This window comes from Citrobacter sp. SX206, from assembly GCF_024181025.1.
GTDB classification, from domain to species: domain Bacteria; phylum Pseudomonadota; class Gammaproteobacteria; order Enterobacterales; family Enterobacteriaceae; genus Citrobacter; species Citrobacter youngae.
The window spans coordinates 1,691,564-1,715,083 of sequence record NZ_CP049738.1 but is presented as its reverse complement, the minus strand read 5'-3'; the positions used below and the strand labels follow the sequence as shown (position 1 = coordinate 1,715,083).

Annotated in this window: 20 protein-coding genes and 1 tRNA gene; 6 read left to right on the top strand and 15 right to left on the bottom strand. The window is 52.6% G+C overall.

Going from position 1 to position 23,520, the window contains the following annotated elements; genetic code table 11:
• Window positions 1-192: 192 nt before the first annotated feature.
• The 4 genes from G8S19_RS08245 to G8S19_RS08230 all read left to right on the top strand — a co-directional run bounded on the left by G8S19_RS08245 (window position 193) and on the right by G8S19_RS08230 (window position 5,169).
• A tRNA-Asn gene (locus G8S19_RS08245) sits at window positions 193-268 on the top strand.
• 217 nt (window positions 269-485) lie between these two features.
• Window positions 486-1,802, top strand: coding sequence for a shikimate transporter (gene shiA / locus G8S19_RS08240; RefSeq protein ID WP_124022139.1), 1,317 nt, complete (start codon window positions 486-488; stop codon window positions 1,800-1,802).
• A 118-nt stretch (window positions 1,803-1,920) separates the two neighbouring features.
• Window positions 1,921-3,375, top strand: coding sequence for an AMP nucleosidase (locus tag G8S19_RS08235; protein ID WP_005128994.1), 1,455 nt, complete (start codon window positions 1,921-1,923; stop codon window positions 3,373-3,375).
• Between the two features lie 15 nt (window positions 3,376-3,390).
• Window positions 3,391-5,169, top strand: a complete 1,779-nt coding sequence (locus G8S19_RS08230) for an aminopeptidase P family protein (RefSeq protein ID WP_253686424.1) — start codon at window positions 3,391-3,393, stop codon at window positions 5,167-5,169.
• A gap of 55 nt (window positions 5,170-5,224) precedes the next feature.
• Here G8S19_RS08230 and ptsG read toward each other — a convergent pair whose 3' ends face one another.
• The 14 genes from ptsG to yceD form a co-directional block, all read right to left on the bottom strand.
• Window positions 5,225-6,658, bottom strand: coding sequence for a PTS glucose transporter subunit IIBC (gene ptsG / locus G8S19_RS08225; RefSeq protein ID WP_005128998.1), 1,434 nt, complete (start codon window positions 6,656-6,658; stop codon window positions 5,225-5,227).
• 293 nt (window positions 6,659-6,951) lie between these two features.
• Window positions 6,952-7,749 (bottom strand): metal-dependent hydrolase, encoded by a 798-nt coding sequence (locus G8S19_RS08220; protein ID WP_101742067.1) that lies wholly within the window; start codon window positions 7,747-7,749, stop codon window positions 6,952-6,954.
• A gap of 10 nt (window positions 7,750-7,759) precedes the next feature.
• Window positions 7,760-8,764, bottom strand: a complete 1,005-nt coding sequence (gene holB / locus G8S19_RS08215; protein ID WP_253686422.1) for a DNA polymerase III subunit delta' — start codon at window positions 8,762-8,764, stop codon at window positions 7,760-7,762.
• Window positions 8,761-9,402 carry a dTMP kinase gene (gene tmk, locus G8S19_RS08210; protein WP_124022140.1) on the bottom strand — a complete coding sequence of 214 codons (642 nt, stop codon included), beginning with the start codon at window positions 9,400-9,402 and terminating at the stop codon, window positions 8,761-8,763. Before tmk ends, holB begins: the two co-directional genes overlap by 4 nt.
• Window positions 9,392-10,414 (bottom strand): cell division protein YceG, encoded by a 1,023-nt coding sequence (gene yceG / locus G8S19_RS08205; protein ID WP_124022141.1) that lies wholly within the window; start codon window positions 10,412-10,414, stop codon window positions 9,392-9,394. The genes tmk and yceG overlap by 11 nt, the downstream gene beginning before the upstream one ends.
• A gap of 2 nt (window positions 10,415-10,416) precedes the next feature.
• Window positions 10,417-11,226: an aminodeoxychorismate lyase gene (gene pabC / locus G8S19_RS08200; RefSeq protein WP_124022142.1), complete on the bottom strand. Its 810-nt coding sequence runs from the start codon at window positions 11,224-11,226 to the stop codon at window positions 10,417-10,419.
• 135 nt (window positions 11,227-11,361) lie between these two features.
• The gene (fabF, locus tag G8S19_RS08195) at window positions 11,362-12,603 is read right to left on the bottom strand and encodes a beta-ketoacyl-ACP synthase II (protein WP_124022143.1); all 1,242 of its coding nucleotides are present in this window, start codon (window positions 12,601-12,603) and stop codon (window positions 11,362-11,364) included.
• An 86-nt stretch (window positions 12,604-12,689) separates the two neighbouring features.
• Entirely contained in the window at window positions 12,690-12,926 is a 237-nt protein-coding gene (gene acpP / locus G8S19_RS08190) for an acyl carrier protein (protein ID WP_000103754.1), read from the bottom strand.
• A 155-nt stretch (window positions 12,927-13,081) separates the two neighbouring features.
• Complete coding sequence (gene fabG, locus G8S19_RS08185) at window positions 13,082-13,816, bottom strand: 3-oxoacyl-ACP reductase FabG (RefSeq protein ID WP_003036255.1); 735 nt, start codon at window positions 13,814-13,816, stop codon at window positions 13,082-13,084.
• Window positions 13,817-13,828: 12 nt separating this feature from the next.
• Window positions 13,829-14,758, bottom strand: coding sequence for an ACP S-malonyltransferase (gene fabD / locus G8S19_RS08180; protein ID WP_124022144.1), 930 nt, complete (start codon window positions 14,756-14,758; stop codon window positions 13,829-13,831).
• Between the two features lie 15 nt (window positions 14,759-14,773).
• Window positions 14,774-15,727, bottom strand: a complete 954-nt coding sequence (fabH, locus tag G8S19_RS08175; protein WP_253686420.1) for a beta-ketoacyl-ACP synthase III — start codon at window positions 15,725-15,727, stop codon at window positions 14,774-14,776.
• 77 nt (window positions 15,728-15,804) lie between these two features.
• Complete coding sequence (plsX, locus tag G8S19_RS08170) at window positions 15,805-16,884, bottom strand: phosphate acyltransferase PlsX (RefSeq protein WP_003846798.1); 1,080 nt, start codon at window positions 16,882-16,884, stop codon at window positions 15,805-15,807.
• A gap of 123 nt (window positions 16,885-17,007) precedes the next feature.
• Window positions 17,008-17,181 carry a 50S ribosomal protein L32 gene (gene rpmF, locus G8S19_RS08165; protein WP_003036242.1) on the bottom strand — a complete coding sequence of 58 codons (174 nt, stop codon included), beginning with the start codon at window positions 17,179-17,181 and terminating at the stop codon, window positions 17,008-17,010.
• 16 nt (window positions 17,182-17,197) lie between these two features.
• A complete protein-coding gene (gene yceD, locus G8S19_RS08160; RefSeq protein WP_124022145.1) occupies window positions 17,198-17,719 on the bottom strand; it encodes a 23S rRNA accumulation protein YceD in 522 nt (173 codons plus the stop codon).
• Window positions 17,720-17,916: 197 nt separating this feature from the next.
• On the opposite strand from yceD, the gene G8S19_RS08155 reads away from it, so the two are divergent.
• A complete protein-coding gene (locus G8S19_RS08155; protein ID WP_124022146.1) occupies window positions 17,917-18,501 on the top strand; it encodes a nucleoside triphosphate pyrophosphatase in 585 nt (194 codons plus the stop codon).
• A 116-nt stretch (window positions 18,502-18,617) separates the two neighbouring features.
• Here G8S19_RS08155 and rluC read toward each other — a convergent pair whose 3' ends face one another.
• Window positions 18,618-19,571, bottom strand: coding sequence for a 23S rRNA pseudouridine(955/2504/2580) synthase RluC (rluC, locus tag G8S19_RS08150; RefSeq protein WP_167469975.1), 954 nt, complete (start codon window positions 19,569-19,571; stop codon window positions 18,618-18,620).
• Between the two features lie 699 nt (window positions 19,572-20,270).
• Between rluC and rne the strand changes: the two genes are divergently transcribed.
• Entirely contained in the window at window positions 20,271-23,519 is a 3,249-nt protein-coding gene (gene rne, locus G8S19_RS08145; protein WP_126320161.1) for a ribonuclease E, read from the top strand.
• Window position 23,520: the final 1 nt, after the last annotated feature.

Here is a 23,520-nt window from a genome sequence, read left to right as displayed (position 1 = left end):
GATCGCTTCTACTGATTCCGCGTTTTTCCGGGCTGCCCCACAAGAGGTAGACCCGCACCAGAATGGGGCAAATGTCTAAAAAGCATGAAAGATCGCCGCTTTGTTGAATTTGTCAGCAAACGAACACACAATTTCATTTACCCCTTTGACAACCCCCATCGCCCCCGCTAATATGCGCCTCGTTCACACGATTCCTCTGTAGTTCAGTCGGTAGAACGGCGGACTGTTAATCCGTATGTCACTGGTTCGAGTCCAGTCAGAGGAGCCATATTTAGAGAAGCCCGCTTAAGGAAACTTAAGCGGGCTTTTTGCTTATTAATTTCTTCAATCGTCTTATTTTTCATCTTGTCCTCTTGTAAGGGATAAAATCGTTTTATCTTCTCGTCTGTCGCGGTAGTCTCATTACAGTCGTTTATACCTCGACTGCAATGTGCGTAACCTAACTCCAATACTAATAATTAAAAAACAGTACAGACAGGATAACTATGGATTCCACCCTCACCTCCACGGGTCCCCAGCAGGACACCTCATCGCTTAACCGTGCCCGACGTGCCGCACTCGGCAGCTTCGCGGGTGCCGTGGTCGACTGGTATGATTTTCTGCTTTATGGCATCACCGCCGCGCTGGTCTTTAATCGCGAGTTTTTCCCGCAGGTTAGTCCGGCGATGGGAACACTTGCCGCATTCGCCACCTTTGGCGTCGGATTTTTGTTCCGTCCGTTAGGCGGGATAATCTTCGGCCACTTCGGCGATCGCCTGGGCCGCAAACGTATGTTGATGCTTACCGTCTGGATGATGGGTATTGCCACTGCGCTGATCGGGATTATTCCCTCTTTTGACACCATTGGCTGGTGGGCTCCTGTGCTACTGGTGACGCTGCGCGCCGTTCAGGGATTCGCCGTTGGCGGTGAATGGGGTGGCGCGGCGTTGCTCTCGGTCGAAAGCGCGCCGAAAAATAAAAAAGCCTTCTACAGTAGCGGCGTTCAGGTCGGTTACGGCGTCGGGCTACTGCTCTCTACGGGGCTGGTCTCGTTGATTAGCTCGCAAACAACCGATGAGCAGTTCCTGAGCTGGGGCTGGCGCATTCCGTTCCTGTTCAGCATTGTGCTGGTTCTGGGCGCGTTGTGGATGCGCAACAGAATGGATGAATCGGCTGAATTCGAACAGCAAAAACAGGCCCCTCAACCAGTGAAAAAGCGGCTGCCGGTTATCGAGGCGCTCACCCGCCACCCAGGAGCATTTCTGAAAATTATCGCCCTGCGTCTGTGTGAACTCCTGACGATGTACATTGTTACCGCGTTTGCTCTCAACTACTCCACGCAGAACCTGGGGCTGCCGCGCGAATTGTTTCTGAATATCGGGTTACTGGTTGGTGGGCTGAGTTGTTTGACCATCCCCTGCTTTGCCTGGCTTGCCGATCGCTTTGGCCGTCGGCGCGTCTATATTACCGGTGCGCTGGTCGGTACGCTGAGCGCCTTCCCATTCTTCATGGCGCTGGAAGCGCAGTCCATTTTCTGGATAGTGTTCTTCGCGATTATGCTGGCCAACATTGCGCACGATATGGTGGTCTGCGTACAGCAGCCTATGTTTACCGGCCTGTTTGGCGCAAGCTATCGCTACAGTGGCGCAGGCGTGGGTTATCAGGTTGCCAGCGTTGTCGGCGGTGGTTTTACGCCTTTTATTGCCGCTGCATTAGTGACTTTCTCCGGTGGCGACTGGCACAGCGTTGCCATTTACCTGATGGCCGGATGCCTTATTTCGGCCGTGACCGCAATGCTGATGAGAGATAAGCAGCACGGTTAAGTCTGAGTGCGAAGGCCGTCCGGTCTTCGCATAATCTTCCTCAACGTCTGACTTTTGTTTCACATTCCTGTGACATACTATCGGGAGAGCAGTACATCTGTGGAACAAGGAGACAGACATGAACAATAAGGGCTCCAGCCTGACCCCGGCTCAGGCACTGGATAAACTGGACGCGCTGTACGAGCAGTCGGTTAAAGCACTGCGTAGCGCCATTGGTAAGTATATTGAAACAGGGACGCTCCCTGACGACATCGCCCGCCAAAACGGTCTTTTTGTTTACCCATCGCTTTGTGTCACCTGGGATGGCAGCGCCACCAATCCCCCCAAAACCCGCGCCTATGGCCGTTTTACCCATGCAGGCTGCTATACCACAACCATCACCCGCCCGTCGCTTTTTCGCCCTTATCTTGAAGAACAACTGACGCTGCTGTATCAGGATTATGATGCGCATATTTCCGTCGAGCCGTCGCAACATGAAATTCCCTATCCGTATGTCATTGACGGCTCTGAACTGACGCTCGACCGCTCGATGAGCGCCGGATTGACGCGCCATTTTCCGACCACCGAGTTGTCACAGATTGGCGATGAAACTGCGGATGGTACCTATCATCCGGCGGAGTTCTCCCCGTTGTCGCACTTCGACGCGCGACGAGTCGATTTCTCGCTGGCGCGACTGCGTCACTACACGGGAACGCCGGTTGAGCACTTTCAGCCCTTTGTACTGTTCACCAACTACACCCGCTACGTCGATGAGTTCGTGCGCTGGGGCTGCAGCCAGATCCTCGATCCGGACAGCCCGTATATCGCGCTGTCATGCGCGGGCGGGATCTGGATCACCGCGGAAACTGAAGCGCCGGAAGAGGCCATCTCCGATCTGGCGTGGAAAAAACACCAGATGCCCGCCTGGCATTTAATTACCGCCGACGGTCAGGGGATCACGCTGGTTAATATCGGCGTCGGCCCCTCTAACGCCAAAACCATTTGCGATCATCTGGCCGTACTGCGTCCTGACGTCTGGCTGATGATTGGACATTGCGGCGGTCTGCGTGAAAGTCAGGCAATTGGCGACTATGTTCTGGCCCACGCTTATCTGCGTGACGACCATGTACTGGATGCCGTATTGCCGCCGGACATTCCGATTCCGAGCATTGCGGAAGTGCAACGCGCCCTGTATGACGCTACCAAAGAAGTCAGCGGCATGCCCGGCGAAGAGGTTAAGCAGCGTTTACGTACCGGAACCGTCGTCACCACCGACGACCGTAACTGGGAGCTACGCTATTCCGCTTCTGCGCTACGTTTTAACCTCAGCCGCGCGGTAGCTATCGATATGGAGAGTGCCACCATCGCCGCTCAGGGCTACCGCTTCCGCGTCCCTTACGGCACGCTGCTATGTGTTTCCGACAAACCACTGCATGGCGAGATCAAACTGCCTGGTCAGGCCAACCGTTTTTATGAAGGTGCCATTTCTGAACACCTGCAAATAGGTATCCGGGCTATCGACCGTCTGCGTGCTGAAGGCGACCGACTGCACTCCCGTAAATTACGTACGTTCAACGAACCGCCGTTCCGTTAAGGCCTGAAGGTAACTATGCACAACTCAACTCCTCTTTCCGCCCTGCGCAGTCTGCTGTTAGCGCAGGGACTGGATGGCATGATTGTTCCGCGCGCCGACGCTCACCAAAGTGAAGATTGTACGCCACATGACAATAAACTGGCCTGGCTCACCGGCTTTAGCGGTTCCGCTGGTCTTGCATTGGTACTTCGCGATCGCGCGCTGATGTTTGTCGATGGGCGCTATCAGGTCCAGGTACGTAACGAAGTCTCTCTCGATGATTTTGAAATCCATCATTTGCACGAGGAACCTCTGGCCGACTACTTGCAGGCTTACGTCACCTCTGGTGCGCGTATCGGCTTTGAACCTCTGCTGATGGTCAACAGCCAATTTGAAGCACTGTCGGCCACTCACTGCAAACTGGTTCCGATGGAACGCGATCCCTTCGACCAGATCTGGCTCGACCGTCCAGCCGCCCCCTGTGGTGTAATTCGTGAAATGCCCGTTGAGATAAGCGGCGAAAGCAGCGCACATAAGCGCGAACGAATAGTGGAACAACTGGCCCAGCATCAGGCCGACGTGCTGGCGATCACGCTGCCGGATAACATCGCCTGGCTGCTGAATGTGCGCGGTTCGGATCTGGCTATGGTGCCAGTGCCGTTTTCGTTTGCCCTGCTCCATCGCAGCGGCGAACTGGAGTGGTTTGTTGATAATAATAAGACGCAGCAGCTGCCTGCATCGTTGCTGGAGACGATCACGCTGGCCCCGCAAGATAACTTTCTTCCGCGCTGCCAGCAACTTGCCCAAGGAAAGCGTTTCCTGGTTGATAAAGACTATGCGCCAGTCGCGCTGCGGTTCGCCATTGAACAAAACGGAGGAGAGGTTCTCTGGACCCCCGACCCCATCACATTGATTAAAGCTCATAAAAATGATGTTGAACTGGCAGGGTATCGGGAATGCCATGAACAGGATGGCGCCGCATGGGTAAACTTTCTGGCCTGGCTGGCGCATGAGGTTCCGCTGCGCGAGGCAGCAGGTAATCCTGTCACTGAACTGGAAGCACAAGCCAAGCAGCTGGCGTTTCGCCAGCAGCAGCCAGGATTTATAGAGCAAAGTTTCAGTACTATTTCCGCCTCTGCCAGCAATGCGGCGATGTGTCATTACCATTCCAGCGAGAAAACAAACACCCCCATCACCACACAGGCAATGTACCTGAATGATTCCGGCGGCCAGTATCAAAATGGCACTACGGATACAACAAGAACGCTCGCCTTTGGTCCACAGGATCCGCAGCGTCGTCTGCATTACACCGCCGTGTTGAAAGGCTTTTTATCGCTTATCTCACTGCAGTTTCCCACCGGTACTCAGGGACATCAACTGGATGCCTTTAGTCGTCGGGCGTTGTGGGATTTAGGTCTGGATTTTGATCACGGTACCGGCCACGGTGTGGGTCATCAGTTACTCATCCATGAGCAACCCTATCGCATCGCCAAAAAAGTAAACCCCTGGCCTCTGGTTGCGGGCAATATCATTACCATCGAGCCGGGTTATTATCTGGCCGGACAATATGGGATCCGTATTGAGAATCAGGTGGAGATTATCAACAGTCGCCCTGGCTTCTGTCGTTTCTCAACGCTGACGCTGGTGCCGATTGATTTGAATCTGGTTGAACTGCATTTGCTCAGCGATGCAGAAAAACAGTGGATTGATGATTACCACCAGCAGGTCAGAGAGACGTTATCCCCCCGCGTGAACGCAGAGGCTCGTCCGTGGCTTTTCGCCGCCACCGCGCCGATTCGCGTTCAGGCCAATTAAGGCAATAAAAAAGGCAGCCCGCAGGCTGCCTTAGTTCTCCCCAACGTATTACTGCTTAGCTGTTACGGATGTACTCATCCATTTCAGTTTTCAGGTTATCGGACTTGGTACCGAAAATAGCCTGAACACCAGAACCCGCGACAACAACGCCCGCCGCACCCAGTTTCTTCAGGCCAGCCTGATCCACTTTGGCAACATCAGCAACGCTGACGCGCAGACGCGTGATGCACGCATCGAGGTTAGTGATGTTTTCTTTACCGCCGAACGCGGCAACCAGGGCCGGCGCCATTTCGCCAGTCGCGCCCGCTTTGTTGTCTTCAGTCGCATCTTCACGACCCGGCGTTTTCAGGTCCAGCGCTTTGATCAACACACGGAAAATGGTGTAGTACACGATCGCATAACCGATACCGACAATCGGGAACAGCCACAGTTTGCTGCTGTTACCGGACAGAACGATAAAGTCGATCAGACCGTGGGAGAATGATGTACCGTCGCGCATACCCAGCAGAATACAAATCGGGAATGCCAGACCAGCCAGGATAGCGTGGATGATGTACAGGATCGGCGCCACGAACATGAAGGAGAACTCGATCGGCTCGGTAATACCGGTCAGGAACGAGGTCAACGCAGCGGAGATCATGATACCGCCCACTTTCGCGCGGTTTTCTGGTTTAGCAGAATGCCAGATAGCGATAGCAGCAGCCGGCAGACCGTACATTTTGAACAGGAAGCCACCGGACAGTTTGCCCGCAGTCGGGTCACCCGCCATATAGCGAGGGATGTCGCCGTGGAATACCTGGCCCGCAGCGTTGGTGTATTCACCGATCTGCATCTGGAATGGAACGTTCCAGATATGGTGCAGACCAAACGGCACCAGGCAGCGTTCAATGAAGCCATAGATACCGAACGCCACGACCGGGTTCTGGTATGCAGCCCACTGGGAGAACGTCTGAATAGCAGTACCGATCGGCGGCCAAATGAAGGACAGAACCACACCTGTGAAGATGGCAGCCAGACCAGAAATAATAGGAACGAAGCGCTTACCGGCAAAGAAGCCCAGATACTCAGGCAATTTGATACGGTAGAAGCGGTTGAACATATACGCTGCAATCGCACCGGAGATAATCCCCCCGAGAACACCCGTATCAGCAAGGTGTTTAGCGGCGATCTCTTCAGCAGGTAAATGCAGAACCAACGGCGCAACAACAGCCATGGTCTTGACCATGATGCCGTAAGCAACAACGGATGCCAGAGCGGATACGCCGTCGTTGTTGGTGAAGCCTAACGCAACACCGATAGCGAAAATCAGCGGCATGTTCGCAAAAACAGAACCGCCGGCTTCTGCCATTACGTGCGATACAACGGCTGGCAGCCAGCTGAAGTTAGCGGAACCGACGCCCAGCAGGATACCTGCGATAGGGAGTACGGATACCGGCAGCATCAGCGATTTACCGACCTTTTGCAGGTTAGCAAATGCATTCTTAAACATAATTAGGAGTGCTCCTGAGTATTTGTGCTTTTCTACGTTCTCACGCATTGGCGAGGGGGGAGAACCTCGCCGTGGACAGGGTATCTAAGTACCCTTTATTTATTACACAGAGTAAAATAATTCAGTTCGTTTTTGTTTGACGGCTATCACAATTCAGCTGTGGATGGCCGAAAAACTCGCACATTCCGATAAAATGAGTATCTGAATGTTTCCAACTGGTTATTCACCGCCCATTTAATGGCGGTGAACTTTACTCGCTTTGTTTATTAATTACGAGCTTTAAAAAAACTCAGTTAGCGTACTGATTGCAGGCGAGAGGCGTCGATGTGAAACAGGCGGGCAAAGTTATCTGTGGTGATTTGCGCCAGTTCTTCAACGGCAACACCTTTCAATACGGCCATGTACTCGGCGACATCACGAACCATGGCTGGCTGATTCTCTTTTCCGCGATGCGGCACGGGCGCAAGGTATGGGGAATCAGTCTCAACTAACAAACGATCCAGCGGAACATAACGCGCCGCATCACGAAGCTGTTCAGCATTACGGAACGTGACGATGCCAGAAAACGAGATATAAAATCCGAGATCCAGCAATTTACCCGCAGTTTCCCTGTCCTCTGTAAAACAGTGTAGTACGCCGCCACAATCCGTCACTTTTTCTTCGCGCAGAATTGACAGCGTATCAGCACGCGCATCGCGGGTATGAACAATAACCGGCTTGTGTAACTCACGGCCAATCTGGATGTGGTGGATGAATGATTCCTGTTGGCGAACTTTAGTTTCCGGGGTGTAAAAATAGTCCAACCCCGTTTCACCCATCGCAACTACGCCCTCTTCGGCGGCAAAACGACGCAAATCCTCGACATCATAGGTTTCATCCTGGTTTAGCGGATGAACACCACATGAGAAAACCACATTGTCACGCTCACCAACCAGTTCGCGCATACTGCGATACCCCGGTAGCGTGGTGGCAACGGCAAGGCAGAATTTCACATCGCGTGCGGCCGCTTTCGCCAGCACGTCATCCACGTCCTTATGCAGAGATTGATAATCCAGGCCATCAAGATGGCAGTGCGAGTCGACTAAAAACATAATGTCTCTCTCAAAGATGGGGAACAGGCAGTATGGTGCCTGGTTGCAGATAATGCTCAGTACGGAGAATAAGATCGGTTAATACCAGTTCACGGTTTACGCCTGTCACGTTCAGCAATTGCTGACGACAGTGACAAACGTCACCGAGTATCGCCTGTATCTGCGCGACGGATAACCGCTCAGCGATGGACGATATCAACGTCAGAGCATCAGGATTGGTTAAATGGGCAACACCATACGGACGTTTGAGGGCATCTGTAAACAACGTTGCCAGCCACTGTAAACGGGTCGCAGCTTGCTCATGGTTGAGTGCTGCCAACAGGATATACCAGTCGTCGGACTGCAATGTGTTCGCCAGTGCCGCACAGAAGTCGGTCCGGTGCGCCCAGCTTTCCGCCTGTAACAGCGAGAGTGCCGCACCGGGCGCACCTGCACTAAGTCGTAACGCGCTCAACAACGCTTCTGACGACGCTGTTACTTCACGGGCAAGCCAGGAAATTGCATACGACTCAGGCGGCGGCGCAAGATGGTGTAACCGGCAGCGGCTACGTAATGTCGCCAGCAGGCGAGCTGGCTCTGTGCTGGCAAGGAAAAACCAGGTTTGCGCGGGCGGTTCTTCCAGCGTTTTCAGCAACGCATTGGCGGCGGCATCGGTTAACTGAGCGGCATCCGGGATCCACACCACTTTCGCACCGCCAAGGCGTGAATGCTCGTACAGCTTCTCGCTGACTTCACGTACCGCATCAATACCCAGCGTACTTTTGCCTTTTTCCGGCAGCAACGAATAGTAGTCCGGGTGTGTACCTGCCTGCATCAATTGACAGCCACGGCACTGTCCGCAGCTTTTATGTCCTTCTGGCTGCTGGCACATTAAATAGCGGCTAAGAGCGTAAATCAGCGCGTCGTCACCCATGCCGGGTAACGCCTGAATCAGTAGCGCATGGTGACCACGACCCGCCTGGTAGCTGGCTACCAGTTTTTCAAAATCCGGTCGTAACCATGGATACCATTTCATGCGCCCTGCTCCTTCACCCACTCGGTGATGGTAGTGCGGATATCCTCCATCACGACATCAAGCGGCTGTGTTGCATCAATTGTACGAATGCTGGCGTCTTGGGCAGCCAGTTCAAGGTAGCGTGCGCGGGTGCGATTAAAGAAATCGAAAGACTCCTGTTCAATACGATCCAGTTCGCCACGTGCTCGAGCGCGTTTTAGTCCTACCTCAGGTGTCACATCCAGATACAGAGTCAGGTCAGGGCGAAAATCACCAAGCACGGCATCACGCAGTGTTGCCAGCATGTGTTGATCGATGCCACGACCGCCGCCCTGATACGCCTGGGTCGACAGATCGTGACGATCGCCAATAATCCATGCGCCTTTTGCCAGCGCCGGCTTAATCACCGTTTCAACCAGTTGTACGCGCGCGGCATAAAACATCAGGACTTCGGCTTTATCGGTAATCACCTCATCGCCGACCGATTTAATGTCCAACACCAGACTTCTTAATTTCTCCGCAAGCTGCGTTCCACCGGGCTCGCGGGTAAATACCATGTCGCGAATCCCGAGTTGCTCAAGAGTCTCTACCACCACATTACGCGCAGTAGTTTTTCCGGCGCCTTCCAGGCCCTCGATAACGATATAGTTACTGCCCATTTTTTTCCTTAAGCACTTTCAGATAATCCTGCACGGAGCGGTTGTGGCTGACAAGATTAGTGTTAAACGTGTGGCCGCCTTTACCGTCAGCCACGAAATAGAGATACGGCGTTTTGGCCGGATGCGCTGCGGCCTGCAACGAAGCCTCACCCGGCATGGCAATCGGGCCCGGCGGCAAACCTGTGATGGTATAAGTGTTATAGGCTGTCGGCATTTCCAGATCCGCACGCGATAATTTGCCATTATACCGTGACCCCATACCGTAAATCACCGTCGGATCGGTTTGTAAACGCATGCCAATACGTAAGCGGTTAATAAACACCGAAGCCACCTGGTCACGCTCGCTGGCAACCGCAGTCTCTTTTTCAATAATAGAAGCCATGGTTACCAGCTGATTTTTGTCCTGATAAGGCAGGCCATCAGCGCGCCCTTCCCAGACAGTATCCACCGCTTTAACCATTTTCTGATGCGCGCGTTTTAGCAACGCTACGTCAGTAGTATTGGCGGTATACATCCAGGTATCTGGCCAGAACCAACCTTCCACCCATTGCGGGTTTTCCAGCTTCAGCGCCTGGGCTACGGTCTCATAGCTATCGTCGCTTAACGTATGTTTGATATACGGGGCATCGCGCAGCTGTTTCAGGTAATCGCTTAGGCGCATCCCTTCAACCAGACGTAACGGGAACTGCGCCTCTTTGCCGCTTTCCAGCAGTTGCAGCATATCCCGAACCGTCATGTCGGGTGTAAAACGGTAGGTTCCGGCCTTAAAATGCGACAGGTCGGGTTCCACACGCAGCAGCCACTGGAACACGCGCGGACGGTTAATAACCTTGTCCGCATACAGCTGTTCGCCAAGGGCCAGGCGGCCCGTCCCCGCTTTCAGCGTAAAAATCGTCTCTTCTTTAATCAATAATTTACTGTCCGCCAGATGGCGAACTTTCCACATTCCCACTCCCGCGGCAATGCCCAGCACAACCAGCAATAACAGGACAACGAGTAACAGTTTTTTCATGACTAATTCGGGTGCTCACAAAGTGGGGCTAAAAAATCGAATAACAAACGTGAAGACAGCAATGTGTCGCCACAGGCACGCACGGGAATAATGGGCATTAACGCGTTACAGACGACGATTTCATCAGCCTGCATAACCTCCTCCAACCCGGCATACACTTCGACAATACTGAATGGCGATTGTGCCAGCATCCGGATACAGAATTGTCGCATAATGCCGTTTACTCCGGCCTGATCCAGGCGAGGCGTGTAAACCACATCACCTTTACGCCAAAACAAGTTAGCCGCACAGCATTCCGTAACCCATCCCTCGCTGTCAAGAACCAGTGCTTCATCTGCGTCTGTCTGTTCAAGATGAGAGCGAATCAACACCTGCTCCAGTCGATTCAGATGCTTAAGTCCGGCAAGCAGTGGATTACGCCCCAGTCGCACTGGGCTTAGCGCCAGCGAAATCCCCTCTTGCCGCCAACGATCGTAATGATCGGGCCAGGCTGAAACGGAGAGGATACGTGTGGCGCTGTGACAACTTTTGCCACTGTAACCCCGGCCTCCACTGCCACGGCTGATAATCACTTTCAACACCCCGCGTACGTGCCTTTTCGCCAGCATTTTCATTTCATTTTGCAGCTCGGACCAATTTTCAAAAGAGATCAGTAGTTTTTGGCAAGCGTCTTGTAAACGCTCAAGATGCGCTGCAAAGAGAGGGATTTCGCCGTCGATAATACAGGCAGTGGTAAAACAGCCATCACCAAATTGGGTCGCTCGATCGCTTGCTGCCAGCATATTTTGCTCGCAGCCATTAATTAAGAACATGGTGGCTCCTTATTTCTGGTCCGCTAGTTTGGCAGGATGAGTAACACAGGACAAGGGCGGAAAACCGAATAAAAAAAGGCCCGACAAGCGGACCTTTTCAATTTGCTATCGATGCTAGCGCATCACCTAACGGGCTTAAATCTTTTTAAAGATCAAAGAGCCGTTGGTACCACCGAAGCCAAAGGAGTTACACAGCGCATACTCCAGACCACTAACCTGACGCGCTTCGTGAGGTACGAAGTCCAGGTCACAACCTTCATCCGGGTTATCCAGGTTGATGGTTGGCGGAATAGCCTGATCGCGCAGCGCCAGGATAGAGAAAATAGACTCTACCGCGCCCGCAGCACCCAACAGGTGTCCGGTCATGGATTTGGTTGAACTAACCATCACGCTACGTGCAGCATCACCAAACACCGATTTCACGGCCTGGGTTTCTGCTTTATCGCCTGCAGGCGTAGACGTACCATGCGCGTTGACATAGCCAATCTGACCCGCTTCGATAGCCGCATCACGCAGCGCGTTGACCATTGCCAGCGCAGCGCCTGCACCGTTTTCCGGTGGTGACGTCATGTGGTAAGCATCACTGCTCATACCGAAGCCAACGACTTCAGCATAGATTTTTGCACCGCGCGCTTTCGCATGTTCGTACTCTTCCAGTACAACCATGCCTGCGCCGTCGCCCAGCACAAAGCCATCACGTTCTTTGTCCCACGGACGGCTTGCCGCTTGCGGGTTATCATTACGTGTAGACAGCGCACGTGCCGCGCCAAAACCACCCACGCCCAGCGGCGTACTGGCTTTTTCTGCACCACCCGCAACCATCGCGTCCGCATCGCCGTATGCAATGATACGTGCAGCATGACCGATGTTATGTACGCCTGAAGTACAGGCGGTCGCGATGGAGATGCTTGGCCCTTGCAGGCCGTACATGATGGTCAGGTGACCTGCCACCATGTTAACAATCGTCGACGGAACGAAGAACGGGCTGATCTTACGCGGTCCACCATTTACCAGAGAGGTATGGTTTTCTTCAATAAGACCGAGACCGCCAATACCAGAGCCGATAGCGGCGCCAATACGGTGGGCGTTCTCTTCCGTTATTTCGAGGCCAGAATCCTGCATGGCCTGAACGCCAGCGACAATTCCATATTGAATGAAAGCATCCATCTTGCGCTGTTCTTTGCGCGAGATAATGTCTTCACAGTTAAAATCCTTTACTAAGCCAGCAAATTTCGTTGCATAGGCGCTAGTATCGAAATGGTCGATCAGGCTGATGCCACTCTGACCGGCAAGGAGAGCTTTCCAGGTAGACTCTACGGTATTGCCGACAGGAGACAACATGCCCAGTCCGGTCACAACTACACGACGCTTAGACACGGTTGTCCTCCAGGGAGGGAAAAATAATTCAAGTGGGAAAAAAAGATAAAACTCAGGCGGTCGAATGACCGCCTGGAGATGTTCACTTACGCCTGGTGGCCGTTGATGTAATCAATGGCAGCCTGAACGGTAGTGATTTTCTCAGCTTCTTCGTCCGGAATCTCAGTATCAAACTCTTCTTCCAGAGCCATTACCAGCTCAACGGTGTCAAGAGAATCCGCGCCCAGGTCTTCAACGAAGGAAGCATTGTTGGTTACTTCTTCCTGCTTAACGCCCAGCTGTTCGCCGATAATTTTCTTAACGCGTTCTTCGATAGTGCTCATACTCTTAAATTTCCTATCAAAACTCGCTTTCGCGATGGTTTTCGTAGTGTATAAAATGTTGAAAAATTTGCAACTAAATCCCGGCAGGTCTTACCACGATTTTGCGCTATTTTGAGGCCATTCACCCTAATAACGCAAATATTTTTCAATCGTGGTTAAACCATGTACATCCCGCCGTTGACGTGCAAAGTCTCACCTGTGATGTAACTTGCTTCGTCAGAAGCTAAAAATGCAACCGCACTGGCGATTTCCTGAGCGCCGCCAAGGCGACCCGCAGGAACCTGCGCCAGAATACCCGCACGCTGATCATCAGACAGCGCACGCGTCATGTCCGTTTCAATAAAGCCCGGAGCAACAACGTTTACAGTAATGCCACGAGACGCAACTTCGCGCGCCAGTGATTTACTGAAGCCGATCAGACCCGCTTTCGCCGCAGCGTAGTTAGCCTGACCCGCATTTCCCATGGTACCAACCACAGAACCGATAGTGATAATACGCCCATGACGCTTTTTCATCATAGCTCGCATTACCGCTTTTGACAGACGGAAAACAGATGACAGGTTGGTTTCGATGATATCGTTCCACTCGTCATCTTTCATGCGCATTAACAGGTTATCACGAGTAATCCCGGCATTATTGACCAGGATATCGACTTCACCAAATTCTGCGCGAATATTTTCCAGAACAGATTCGATAGATGCAGGATCGGTCACATTCAACATCAGACCTTTACCATTTGCACCTAAATAATCGCTAATGGCCTGCGCGCCGCTTTCGCTGGTAGCAGTACCGATAACTTTCGCGCCACGGGCAACGAGTGTCTCAGCAATTGCGCGGCCAATGCCACGGCTTGCACCGGTAACCAGCGCGATTTTTCCTTCAAAACTCATGGTCTTCCTCTTTTATTGCTCTAGCGCCGCAGACAGTGCCGCCGGCTCATTCAGTGCCGAAGCAGTCAGGGTGTCAACAATACGTTTCGTCAAACCGGTCAGAACTTTACCCGGACCGACTTCATACAGGTGCTCTACGCCCTGGGATGCCATAAATTCAACGGTTTTAGTCCACTGAACCGGGCTATAAAGCTGACGAACCAGCGCATCGCGGATAGCATCGGCAGTGGTTTCGCACTTCACGTCAACGTTGTTCACAACGGAAACAGTCGGCGTGTTAAAGGTAATTTTTTGCAGTTCAACAGCCAGTTTCTCGGCTGCAGGCTTCATGAGCGCACAGTGAGATGGAACGCTAACCGGTAACGGTAACGCACGCTTAGCGCCAGCAGCTTTACAAGCTGCACCTGCACGCTCTACAGCTTCTTTGTGCCCGGCAATAACCACCTGACCCGGTGAGTTAAAGTTTACCGGTGAAACCACCTGACCTTCAGCAGACTCTTCGCACGCTTTCGCGATAGCGGCATCATCCAGACCGATGATAGCAGACATGCCACCTGTGCCTTCCGGTACGGCTTCCTGCATAAATTTGCCACGCAGTTCAACCAAACGTACGGCATCGGCAAAACCGAAAACACCCGCACATACCAGCGCAGAGTATTCACCCAGGCTGTGACCTGCCATCAGCGCAGGCGTTTTACCACCCTGCTGCTGCCATACGCGATACAGCGCGACAGATGCGGTCAACAGCGCTGGCTGCGTCTGCCAGGTTTTGTTCAGTTCTTCTGCCGGACCCTGCTGAGTCAACGCCCACAGATCATAGCCCAGCGCAGCTGATGCTTCAGCAAATGTTTCTTCAACAATTGGGTAGTTTGCTGCCATTTCAGACAACATCCCAACGGTCTGGGAACCCTGCCCCGGAAACACAAATGCAAATTGCGTCATGTTTAAATCCTTATACTAGAAACGAACCAGCGCGGAGCCCCAGGTGAATCCACCCCCGAAGGCTTCAAGCAATATCAACTGCCCAGCTTTAATACGCCCGTCGCGGACGGCTTCGTCCAGCGCGCACGGTACGGAGGCAGCAGAGGTATTACCATGTCTGTCGAGCGTCACGACAACATTATCCATCGACATACCCAGCTTTTTCGCCGTCGCGCTGATAATGCGCAGGTTAGCCTGATGCGGTACCAGCCAGTCCAGCGCAGAACGGTCGAGATTATTGGCTTCCAGCGTTTCATCAACGATGTGCGCAAGCTCGGTCACCGCGACTTTAAATACTTCGTTACCCGCCATCGTCAGATGAATCGGGTTTTCTGGGCTCACGCGATCGGCGTTAGGCAGCGTCAACAGTTCGCCATAGCGACCGTCAGCGTGCAGATGCGTGGAGAGAATGCCTGGCTCTTCTGATGCGCTCAGTACAACCGCGCCCGCCCCATCACCGAAAATGATGATCGTTCCGCGATCGGTTGGATCACAGGTGCGCGCCAGAACATCAGAACCAACGACCAGAGCATGCTTAACTGCGCCAGATTTAACATACTGGTCGGCAACGCTCAGGGCGTAAGTGAAACCAGCGCAAGCGGCTGCAACGTCAAACGCCGGACAGCCTTTGATCCCTAGCATACTTTGGATCTGGCACGCCGCGCTTGGAAATGCGTGAGTGGATGATGTGGTAGCAACCACAATCAGACCAATTTGCTCTTTGTCGATGCCCGCCATTTCAATCGCACGGTTTGCGGCGGCAAAGCCCATCGTCGCAACTGTTTCATTTGGCGCTGCAATATGGCGTTCACGGATACCTGTACGAGTGACGATCCACTCATCAGATGTCTCAACCATTTTTTCCAAATCGGCGTTAGTACGCACTTGTTCAGGCAGATAGCTGCCAGTACCAATAATCTTCGTATACATGTACGCTCAGTCACTTTTAGGTTATATACCGCCACGAGCAAATCGCTGATACGTTGGCCACATTCACAAACGCACCGTTATCTGTGTGCTCGTGAGGTTGCGCTTTCGCCACCGTCCAGCAGTTCGAATCCAGCTGGGTATACAGATTCCAGGCGAGCGGCAATTCGCTGAGGAACTTGTCGCTGCACCGCCTGCACTGCCTGTTCAATCGCGACTTCAAATGCTCGCTGATTGGCCGCACCATGACTCTTAATCACCGTGCCGCGCAATCCTAACAGACAGGCGCCATTATACTGGTCGGGGTTGAGGTGACTAAATCGCCTTGTCAGGCTTTTTTGTAACCAACGTTTTAATAACAGCAGCCACCACGACCGTTTTTTGCCCTCACCCTGAGATTTCAGCAGTGAAAGGAACATTCTGACAACACCTTCCATCGTCTTTAATGTGACATTACCTGTAAAGCCGTCACAGACCAACACATCGGTTTTGCCAGTCAGTAACTCATTGGCTTCAAGATAGCCGATATAATTAATGGAAGGGATTGTTTTTAGCACAGCTGAAGCATCTCGAATACTGTCGAGACCTTTCGTTTCTTCTTCGCCGATGTTGAGTAACGCTACGCGAGGATTAGCAATGCCAACAACCTCTTCTGCCAGCACGGAACCCATGACGGCAAATTGCACCAACATCGTGCTATCACAATCTACGTTGGCGCCCAAATCCAGCACCACCGTTTTGCCCTTTTGCTGATGTGGTAAAACCGTCACCAACGCCGGACGCTCAATCCCCTCAAGGGGTTTGAGCAATAACTTCGCAAGTCCCATAAGTGCGCCCGTATTACCGGCGCTGACACAAGCTTGTGCCTGACCTTCTTTCACGAGCTCCAGGGCAACACGCATTGAGCTTCCACGACTGGCGCGAATAGCTTGCGAGGGCCGGGCATCACTGGCAATAACTGACTGAGCAGGGATAATCTGCAGACGCGAACGTTGTTCGAAGTCAGCTTTGGCAAGTAATGGCGTGATTGTATCGGGATCCCCGACTAAAAGAAGTGTGAGTTGCGAATTAGAATTCAGTGCCTGCAATGCTGCAGGCACTGTCACGGTAGGGCCAAAATCTCCCCCCATGACATCTAACGCCAGGGTTAGACGTGTCAAGGTATCGTCGCTGCCCGGTTAGGTGTTTCCCCTGTTACCCGGGGAAAGCCTCACTAAGCTTCATCACGCGTTCACTCTTTGTCTTTCTCACCAGGGGTGGGAAAGCCATTGAGTCATGCGTGATTACTTAGCGATTACCTTACGGCCACGGTAGAAACCGTCGGCAGTGATGTGGTGACGCAGGTGTTGTTCACCAGAAGTTTTGTCTACAGACAGGCTGGTGACTGCGGTCAGAGCGTCATGAGAACGACGCATGCCACGTTTGGAACGGGTTGGTTTATTCTGTTGTACGGCCATGGACCTTACTCCTCAATTACTTACGCTTTAAGCTGGCTAATACGGCAAATGGGTTTGGTTTTTGCGCTTCATCAGGCAATTTGCCAAAGACCATGTCCGCCTCGGACACTTCACAGTGTTCAGAATCATGCACCGGAACTACCGGCAAGGAGAGGATAATCTCATCTTCAACCATTGCAAGCAGATCGATTTCACCGAATTCGTTAACCTCAATCGGCTCATACGCTTCCGGGAGTGCTTCAGCCTGCTCGTCAGAACGGACAGGACTAAAACAATATGTTGTGTGAACATGAAGTGGGAACGGTTTCCCGCAACGCTGACATTCGAGCGTAACCGATACCTTCGCATCACCGGTTATAACGGCGAGACGCTGGTTATCGATAGCGAACGACATGGAGCATTCCACATCACTGTCCACACTGACTACAGAATCGGCGACGCGCTCAACCAGATCAGAAGTATAGATACCTTCATAATCGAGGCGTTTTTGAGCCGTACGAACCGGATCAAGAGTCAGGGGTAATTTTACCTTTTGCATAGGGCGCGCATATTAACTTTGTAACGTCATATAGTCAAAGAAAAAGGCAGCCTGTGGTTGCCTTTTGCCAATAATTCGCACACATTGCGGGTCATCGACTTAAAATCGCTCAAGACAAGCCACTACAGCCAGCTTGTAGGTCGAAGTCCATAGTTTAAAATGGCTCTCATCAATACGCTATATGCGAGGGAAAAAATATGCCTCAACTTATTCTTGCTTCCACCTCTCCCTGGCGTCGCGCTTTACTCGAAAAACTGGCAATTCCGTTCGAATGCGCAGCACCAGAGGTTGATGAAACACCATTACCAGGCGAGGCGCCGCGTCATCTGGTGTTGCGACTGGCGCAGCAAAAAGCACAATCACTCGCCCACCGTTATCCCTCGCATCTGATTATTGGCTCCGATCAAATTTGTGTTCTTGATGGTGAAATAACCGGCAAACCATTAACAGAAGAAAATGCGCGCCAACAGTTACTCAAAGCCCGTGGCAATATTGTGACGTTTTACACCGGACTGGCGCTGTATAATTCTGCAACCGGACATTTACAAACTGAAGTAGAACCTTTTGACGTCCATTTCCGTCATTTAAGCGAGGCGGAAATTGATGATTATCTGCGCAAAGAGCGTCCGCTCCATTGTGCAGGTAGTTTCAAAAGTGAAGGGTTAGGTATTGCACTCTTTGAGCGTCTGGAGGGCCGCGATCCTAACACACTGATTGGCTTGCCGCTGATCGCGTTGTGTCAGATGCTGCGCAGGGAAGACATGAACCCGCTGAACGCCTGATTAAAGAACTCCTGTACAGGCGTAATCAAGTAGGCCTGATAAGCGCAGCGCCATCAGGCGCGACGTAAACGTCTTATCCGGCCTACGGGTTTAACGCGATAAAATCGCAACGCGCATCAGGCTTTGCTGCGTAATACCTCAAGGCAGCGTTTCAGTTGATTATCCATCGGCGCTTCAACACGCATAACCTCACCCGTACCGGGATGAGTAAACTTCAACGCAGCAGCGTGCAGAAACAGACGGTTCAACCCCGTATCCGCCAGTTGCTTATCGAACTCACGGTCGCCATAGCGGTCATCAAAAGCAATCGGATGTCCGGCATATTGCGTATGCACACGAATCTGGTGCGTGCGTCCGGTCACGGGGCTGCAGCGCACAAGCGTGGCAAACGCATAGCGCTCCTCCACTTTAAAACGGGTTTCCGACGGTTTCCCTTCCTGATTTACCCGCACGATACGCTCGCCGCTTTGCAGAATGTTCTTTAACAAAGGTGCCTGCACAGCTTTGACATGCGATTGCCACTGACCCCTTACCAGCGCCAGATAGTCTTTTTGCATCCCTTTTTCACGCAATTGTTCATGCAGTGAACGCAGCGCCGAGCGCTTTTTGGCGACCAGCAACACACCGGAGGTATCACGGTCCAGGCGATGCACCAGTTCAAGGAAACGCGCTTCCGGACGTAAGGCACGTAAACCTTCGATCACACCAAAGCTTAATCCGCTGCCGCCATGGACGGCGGTGCCAGAAGGTTTGTTAAGCACCAAAATATGGTCATCTTCATACAAAATGACATCCGTCAGCGCAGCGACCTTCTGCAAATTCGGAGAAATCGCTTCTTCTTCACGCTCAGCGACACGCACTGGCGGAATACGCACAATATCCCCGTCTTCGAGTTTGTACTCGGGTTTGATGCGTTTTTTATTCACCCGCACTTCGCCTTTACGCAAAATGCGATAAATCATACTTTTCGGCACGCCTTTGAGCTGGGTGCGCAAAAAGTTGTCGATGCGTTGCCCTGCTTCATCGGCAGTAATGGCAACTATTTTTACGGCTGGAGTCTCTGTTTTCATGGGGGCCGATTTTAAATAGCCATCAAGATTCGCGCCACACATTTTTCTATGCTTATATTAACTGCTATACCTGATTACTTAAGTTTGACAGAACCGATTTGGTGGTTATTAAAGCAATCACCAGGCGGAAGTGTAAAAACTGTGAGTAACCGGGTGATAAATGGCAAAAGTCATCTTGCTATAACAAGGTTAGCAGTGGAATAATGAGCTTGTTTCCGTGTTGAATCTTGTTAAAACAAGAACTTTTCCGGAATGACCCAATTTTGCCCGACCGATCATCAACGCAGCAATGGCGTAAGACGTATTGATCTTTCAGGCAGTTAGCGGGCTGCGGGTTGCAGTCCTTACCGGTAAGTGCTCTATGGATTTCGCGTTGTAGGAAGGCGGCAAGTCTGGGAACCCCCAGAAGCTTACTCCTGTAAGTGTCTGGGGTGAGAAGATGAAGCCAACGCACCAACAGCGTGAAAGACGACAAGCACAATGGAAGCTTCTCTGGAGAGTAATACCCAGACTGTTCCCCTGATAATTGCGCTGTGTTTCCGTATGAAATACAGGCAACCGACACTCTGCGCCTCTTTGAGCTGACGATAACCGTGAGGTTGGCGACGCGAATAGACACGAGGCCATCGGTTCACACCCGGAAAGGCATTTCTCTGCCCGCAGCTTAGTCGTCAATGTAAGAATAATGAGTAAGTTACGATGAAAAGAATGTTAATTAACGCAACTCAGCAGGAAGAGTTGCGTGTCGCCCTTGTAGATGGGCAGCGTCTGTACGATCTGGATATCGAAAGTCCTGGACACGAGCAGAAAAAAGCCAACATCTATAAAGGTAAAATTACCCGTATTGAACCGAGTCTGGAAGCTGCTTTTGTTGATTACGGCGCTGAACGTCACGGTTTCCTCCCGTTAAAAGAAATTGCCCGCGAATATTTTCCTGCAAACTACAGTTCCCATGGCCGCCCCAACATTAAAGATGTGTTGCGTGAAGGTCAGGAAGTTATCGTTCAGATAGATAAAGAAGAGCGCGGAAATAAAGGCGCAGCACTGACAACCTTTATCAGTCTGGCAGGCAGCTATCTGGTTTTGATGCCAAACAACCCGCGTGCGGGCGGTATCTCTCGTCGCATTGAAGGCGATGACCGTACCGAGTTAAAAGAAGCGCTGGCAAGCCTCGAACTGCCTGATGGCATGGGGCTTATCGTACGTACCGCGGGTGTCGGTAAATCGGCCGAAGCACTGCAGTGGGACCTGAGCTTCCGTCTGAAACACTGGGAAGCCATTCAAAAAGCGGCTGAAAGCCGTCCTGCCCCGTTCCTGATCCACCAGGAAAGCAACGTTATCGTGCGTGCCTTCCGCGACTATCTGCGCCAGGACATCGGCGAAATCCTCATCGACAACCCAAAAGTCATGGAGATGGCGCGTCAGCACATCGCTGCGCTGGGTCGTCCGGATTTCAGCAGCAAAATCAAACTGTACACCGGTGAAATCCCGCTGTTCAGCCACTACCAGATTGAATCCCAGATTGAATCCGCCTTCCAACGTGAAGTGCGTCTGCCTTCCGGCGGCTCAATCGTTATCGACAGCACTGAAGCGCTGACTGCTATCGATATCAACTCCGCTCGCGCAACCCGCGGCGGCGATATTGAAGAAACGGCGTTTAACACTAACCTTGAAGCTGCTGATGAAATTGCGCGTCAGTTGCGTCTGCGTGACCTTGGTGGCCTGATCGTCATCGATTTTATCGATATGACCCCGGTTCGCCACCAGCGTGCGGTAGAAAACCGTCTGCGTGAAGCGGTTCGCCAGGACAGAGCGCGTATTCAGATCAGCCATATTTCTCGCTTCGGTCTGCTGGAAATGTCCCGCCAGCGTCTGAGCCCGTCGCTGGGTGAATCCAGTCACCACGTCTGCCCGCGTTGCTCCGGCACCGGTACCGTACGTGATAACGAATCACTGTCGCTGTCTATTCTGCGTCTGATCGAAGAAGAGGCGCTGAAAGAAAATACGCAGGAAGTTCACGCTATTGTTCCTGTGCCGATCGCATCCTACCTGCTTAACGAAAAACGTACCGCGGTCAATGCCATCGAGACGCGTCAGAACGGCGTGCGCTGTGTGATCGTGCCAAACGATCAGATGGAAACCCCGCACTACTCCGTGCTGCGTGTACGCAAAGGGGAAGAAACGCCTACCCTGAGCTACCTGCTGCCGAAACTGCACGAAGAAGCGATGGCGTTGCCGACGGAAGAAGAATACGTTGAGCGTAAGCAACCTGAACAACCGGCACTCGCCACTTTCGCGATGCCTGATGTTCCGCCTGCCCCTGCACTGCAGGAGCCAGCCGTGAAAGCTGCCGCGCCTAAAGCTGCTGCCGCGACCGCACCTGTCGCTACGCAGCCGGGTTTGATTAGCCGTTTCTTCGGCGCGCTGAAGTCCATCTTTGGTAGCAATGAAGAAGTGAAACCGGTTGAACAACCGGCACCGAAAGCTGAAGAGAAAACGGAACGCCAGCAGGATCGTCGCAAACCGCGTCAGAACAATCGTCGTGACCGTAACGAGCGTCGTGATAATCGTGACAACCGTGGTGACCGTGACAACCGTAATGAGCGTTCAGAAAACGGCGAAAACCGCGATGAAAATCGTCGTAATCGTCGTCAGGCGCAGCAGCAGACTGCTGAAACTCGTGATAACCGCCAGCAAACTACTGACGTTGCAGACAAAGCGAAATCTGGCGATGAGCAGCAGGCTCCGCGTCGCGAACGCAACCGCCGTCGTAACGATGACAAGCGTCAGGCTCAGCAGGAAGTTAAAGAGCTGAACCAGGCTGAACAACCTGTGCAGGATGCCGAGCAGGAAGAACGCGTGCGTCAGCCGCAGACTCGTCGTAAACAGCGTCAGTTGAATCAGAAAGTTCGATTCACTGACAGCGCGCCGGTTGACGCCGAAGTGGCGACCGCAGCCATTGTTGCTGAAACCGCCGTTGCTCAATCTGTTGAACAGTCCGCCCCGGCTCAACGTACCGAACTGGCTAAAGTCGATTTACCCGCAGTCGTTGCATCAGAGCAAGAAGACAACAACGAAGCACGTGATAATAACGGTATGCCTCGTCGCTCACGTCGTTCTCCTCGCCATCTGCGCGTAAGCGGGCAGCGTCGTCGTCGCTATCGTGACGAACGCTATCCGGTTCAGTCGCCGATGCCGTTAACGGTTGCCTGTGCTTCTCCGGAATTAGCGTCCGGCAAAGTCTGGATTAGCTACCCTGTTGCCCGTACTCAGGACATGCAGGTTGAAGAACAGCGCGAACAGAAACTGGAGCTGGAACAAAACGCATCTGTGGCAGTAGAGCCTCAAGCCGCTGCAGCTGTCGTTGAGCACATTGTGGATGTCCCTGCACAGGCAGACGTCGCGCAATCCGATGTTAGCGTAGCGGAAACGCAGTCCGTCGTTGTTGAAACCACGCATCCGGAAGTTATTGCTACTCCGGTCGAGCAGCAACCGCAAATTATCGCTGAGTCTGACGCACCGGTTGCCGAAGAGATCGCTGCGAAAGCCGAACCTGTGGCTGAAGTTGTGGCTTCACCGGTTATCGAAGAACCTGCGGATGTCGTTGTCTCCCAGCCTGAAGCGGTTGAAGAGATTGTCGAGGTTGTGGAAACAGCGCCTGTTGTTGAAGAAGTCGCAGCGTCGCAAGAAGTTGTTGCAGCACCTGTCGTCGAAACTGCAGTCGTTAAGTCTGACGCTGTCGCAACCCGTGTTGACGCAGAACATCTTCACAGCCATGCGACCGCACCGATGACCCGCGCTCCGGCTCCGGAATATGTGCCTGAAGCGCCGCGTCATAGCGAGTGGCAGCGCCCGGCATTCGCCTTTGAAGGCAAAGGTGCTGCAGGCGGACACAGTGCCAGCCATCAGGCAACCGCGCCAGCAACGCGACCGCAGTCTGTTGAGTAAG